Origin of the sequence: Roseburia zhanii (assembly GCF_014287635.1) — a bacterium.
GTDB lineage: Bacteria > Bacillota > Clostridia > Lachnospirales > Lachnospiraceae > Roseburia_B > Roseburia_B zhanii.
The window spans coordinates 1-4622 of sequence record NZ_JACOPH010000033.1 but is presented as its reverse complement, the minus strand read 5'-3'; the positions used below and the strand labels follow the sequence as shown (position 1 = coordinate 4622).

The window sequence follows — 4622 nt, the reverse complement described above, 5'->3', positions numbered from 1 at the left end:
TCCGTAAGTACCGCAATTTTTATTCTCTCTTCTTTTTCAATGGTATTCTGCATGAACTCCATAAGGATAAGGTTAATCGCAACCAGTCCCACCGAAAGAAATAAAAATACATTCTGCATGTCAATACATCCCGGCATACTCATATCAGTTTCTATGCCAGCACATCAAATGTCGAAACTCCGCTTTCCGTCACTCCTATAGGAATTGAAGTACCTACCAATTCCACCATTTTTCCTGTCAGGTCAGCTACATCTTTTCCATCAATTTTCAGATTATATTGCCGTTCTTCCTGATCCTGTTTTTCGGCACGCTGTTTTTCCAGTCTTTCCTCTGTCTCTTTCTTTTCTGCTTTCCTTTTCTCGAGTCGTTCTTCAAGTTCTTTCCTTGCTTTTTCTGTTCCCGGATCAACCTCATCTGTTACCAGTACTTCTTCTGTTATGCTATCATATCCATTTATTGTATCCGTTACACTCAGTACCTTACAGCCACGAGCACTTTGAGCAGCTTTCAATTTTTCGATACTTTCCGGTATTAAAGATAGATTATACTCCAACCATTGTTTTGTCTTTTCATCTCCCATAGCCTCTGACAAAAGAGAACTGTTTATATTTACGGAATAATCCCTGCTTCGTAAACAATCGTATTTTTGTGTTAAATAGTTCTTATATTCATGGGCATTCTTATATGTCCTGCCCGTTTTGTTTCCAGCATTTTGTGTATTGCCATAACTATTCGTATATGACGCATAAGTTCCTATTCCTGTAACTGCCATATTAACATATCTCCTTTCATTATTCGGAGTCCTTCCAACTATGCCACCTGTTGGATTTTTCTCACCTACATCTATACTTTAAAATCTAATCCACCAAGAGTATCATCCATCTGATCTAAAATACTTGTATCAAATGCATCTCCTGGCTTCCATCCAGGATTATTTTTCTTTACCAGTGTCTCCATTCTTGAAGCATAATCTCCAGCCATTCTGCTCAATGTCCACGAAGCGGAATTTCGCTGTTCAGAAGGAATCGTATTCAAATACTGTTTGATTACATCATGTCTCTTGCTTTCTTCTGGTATATATGCACCATTGCTACTGATAAAATCCTGCTTTACAACCTTTTCTAAATCCGACTTCACCTTATCCGATACAGACACTATCTTTTTCCAATCCTTACCATTGATACAACGGTCTGCCTGTTCCTTTGATAAAAAAGGTACACCATCTTTATTATAGTAATAATTGTTATTTCTATATTGACACCCAGAATCTACGGTCGTAATCCCAGTCTGCTTGTGTGAAGAATTTTTCTGAAAGAAGAATTTGTTTATTAGCAAACTTTGCGAAAATAAATTTTTATTGTTAATATTTACATTCATATTTCACTCTCTCCTATAATACAAAATTGTAGCCACATTACATTTTTAATATGTATAATATACTTTTATTGTTTCAGTGGATGTTGAAACTGTTCCTTTTGTAACAATCCATATTTTCCACTTGCCTGACGGATCAAAACCATTAAAATCATTAATTGTTATTGTTCCACTCTTACTTACTGTTGTATAATTAACATTTCCATTGCCATCTTCTACATATAAATAAAACGAATCACTTCCTGAACTAACCCTACTATACACCTCTATTTAAAATTCTGAATTATGAACTCAATTCCGTTACCAGTGAAGAATATCTTTTTGTCCGGTTCTTTATATCCTCCTCACTGACACCATAATAACAATATAAATCTCTGGCTATTTTCTTAAACCTTTTTATGACCGACTTATTTCCAGAGTAAGATATTCCAAATATATTCCAGGTATAATCTACCTCTATTTCCATTAAATCCTCACCAATTTTTATTTCATATAAATGAAAATCCATGGGAATTACATTATCAGGCATTTGGTCAATCAATTTATTTCTAATTTCCATTTCATTCAAAAAATTTTTAACAGATTCTTCATTATGAAAATCTGGTTTTGGAATATCTTTCCTTTGGCCCAAAAGTTCTGGTTTATGCTGCATAATCAAACTAGCTTTTAGATTTTTCTGTCGTTCTATCCAATTTGTTGCGGCAGGATTGATTTCCACTAAATCATAATGAACCTTTGCGTATTGCACCACTTCCGCAAGGGTATGCGGGTTGGCCGCTATTCTCTTTTCTATCCTTTTTCGTCTGGATTGATAGATAGCATTTCGGATTCTAATCTTTAGAGATTGCTTTTGAGCTTCTCCAAATATAAAAACACTTGTGGGACCATCTTCACCATTTATTATGGAAACTTGATTGATACTTTTATTTTTCATTCCTATCATTTTTTTCATATCATCACACTCCTTTGCAACTCCAAAGTTATTTTACTTGCGCTCCATAAATTCTATGATTGAAAAATCAATCCTACAATCCCCATTCTGATAAAAAGCACTTTTTCAATATCGTTTATTGAGAATAGTCATTTTACCGTGCATATATATTCAATATCTTTTTATCTATTATAATGAAATCAAGGGCTGGTCTAGCACCAAAGATGTTGTATTCTATACTGATACATCAATAGAATTACGAACTAACCTATTACCATTTTTGACAAGAGTAGATTCCACTGATTCTCTTTTGACATTATCAAGAATGCTTGTATCAAACTTTTGTCCCAGTTTCCAATTTGGATTAGCTGATTTCACTGCTGCATACATAGCGGCTCTATACTGTCCTTCGTATTGCTCTAAAGTCCATGTGCCACTTAGCCGTTTGTCTTTGCTTACACTTAACTGATAATCTTTGAAAATATCTGAACGCTTCGTTGTATCACCATTTGAAAGACCATTTTCCTGAATAAATTCCTTCTTCACATTATCAAACATCTTTTGACGATATTCCTCAGATACACTTGTGAGTTGCTGCCACGATGTACCTTTGCCGGTAACATCCATTCCTGCCACTCCATTTGCATTCAGTAAATCGCCATCCGAATCAAATTGCTTCATCAGATTATTAATAATGGTATCTCTTCCACCGAATGTTTCATATATCATTCTTTCTTCTGATGACATCATGGCTTCATTTTGCATAATACCTGATAACCAGCCCTTTTCTTTCAAAGCCTTATATTGTTTACTATTTGTGTTGATGCCATTATAGGTATTGCCTAATCCGCTGATATTCATTGACATATAAAACCTCCGTGTAAATACATTCTAAATCCGTTTGAATTAACTCTATGCTATATAGTATAGATCGTCATAAATCTCCAAAAAATAAAGGAACCCACTTTATTAAGTATTTTTGTTTTTAGCATATTTCTAAAGCACAGAATACCATTGTCTGTTCATACGATCAGCTTCATACTGGTATGTAATCAACTGGTTCATATCCTTTAAGCTGCTCTTTCCATATAAAATGCTTAAAGTCATATCTGGCACATTGTTCCATCCTCTGGTTGAAATAGTTGAAACCAGGTCATGTATCCAATTATTCATTTGCTGCTTAAACTCTTTCGGAACTTTTCCGGAACTTTCAACTGCACTATCCACTAAGTCTAATATATTCTCTCCCGACTCCGTATAATATGTCCCATTTTTTTCCTCAAGTTTGTCTAATTCATATCCTGTATAACTATAAACCTGATGATATGCTTCGTATTTCATCTTTGATTCCTCTGTTACTTGAGAACTCTCACAGCCATCTTGTGTTGAGCAATAATAGATATGCTTATAGAGATTTTTCCCATTATTACCTACATTTAAAGCATTCTGCATCAACACCTTTGTTTCTTCATCCACGCCATCTACCGTTATCTCGTAACTGTATGGATCAACAGTAAAAGTACAATCTTTCGTAATAGAAGATGTATCTACACCAGCCTGCTTTAAAATATTTGAAATCTGCGAATTTACCAATGCTCTTTCAAATTGGATTTTATCCGAATCTACACTGTCGCCGTCCACTTCAATTCCCCTGAACAAAGAATCCTGATAATTTACACCATTTATTTTTCCTGTCCGGCACATCTGCATCTCATAATTATATGCAATCCTACGTTCTGTATCAGTCAAATTAGTCTCGTAATACTCTGAACTCTTATCAAAATACTTGGAATGAATATAATTTTCAGGGTTAGAATGTGTTTTTGCTTCTGCGGCAAGCTTAGAATACTTTTCCGTTAATGCCGCCCTAAATGCTTTACCTGTACTCATATATTCACTTGTTTTCGCATTAATCTGTGTTCCTGCATTCTCAATGAGCTCTTGATTCGTTTTTTTTGCTGAAGCTATATAGGACTTTAAGTCAATGCTACCGTCAATACTTGTATTATGTGTTCTTCCACTTGTACTTTTTGTCAGTTTTTCCTTTCCCGATGCACTTATCGTTAAGGTATCTCTTGTGCCTCTACAACCAGTGTTTTGACTGCTTGCCGCTTTTTGCTGTTGACCAAACAGAACATTAAGCAATGACTGATTAGCATTTATTCGGCTGTTAAAAAATATATTCATAATATCACAAACCTCCCATAATAATCTTTGTTTTTCTCTTGTTAACTCGCTTTTTCTCATATTTTCATTTCTTCATAGAGATATTTTCTAAGTCTATGTCATTCCCCTTGGCCATAAATCATGGATATTC

General features: G+C 34.7%; 5 protein-coding genes. All 5 read right to left on the bottom strand.

Features of this window, described 5'->3' with window-relative positions:
* Nucleotides 1-151 precede the first annotated feature (151 nt).
* Complete coding sequence (locus tag H8S17_RS15640; protein WP_186867853.1) at nucleotides 152-772, bottom strand: hypothetical protein; 621 nt, start codon at nucleotides 770-772, stop codon at nucleotides 152-154.
* Between the two features lie 71 nt (nucleotides 773-843).
* A complete protein-coding gene (locus H8S17_RS15635) occupies nucleotides 844-1377 on the bottom strand; it encodes a DUF3879 family protein (RefSeq protein ID WP_109258671.1) in 534 nt (177 codons plus the stop codon).
* Between the two features lie 280 nt (nucleotides 1378-1657).
* Entirely contained in the window at nucleotides 1658-2326 is a 669-nt protein-coding gene (locus tag H8S17_RS15630) for a hypothetical protein (RefSeq protein ID WP_330595822.1), read from the bottom strand.
* 213 nt (nucleotides 2327-2539) lie between these two features.
* Nucleotides 2540-3166, bottom strand: coding sequence for a DUF3879 family protein (locus tag H8S17_RS15625; protein WP_186867854.1), 627 nt, complete (start codon nucleotides 3164-3166; stop codon nucleotides 2540-2542).
* Nucleotides 3167-3301: 135 nt separating this feature from the next.
* Entirely contained in the window at nucleotides 3302-4492 is a 1191-nt protein-coding gene (locus H8S17_RS15620; protein ID WP_186867852.1) for a DUF4885 family protein, read from the bottom strand.
* Nucleotides 4493-4622 lie beyond the last annotated feature (130 nt).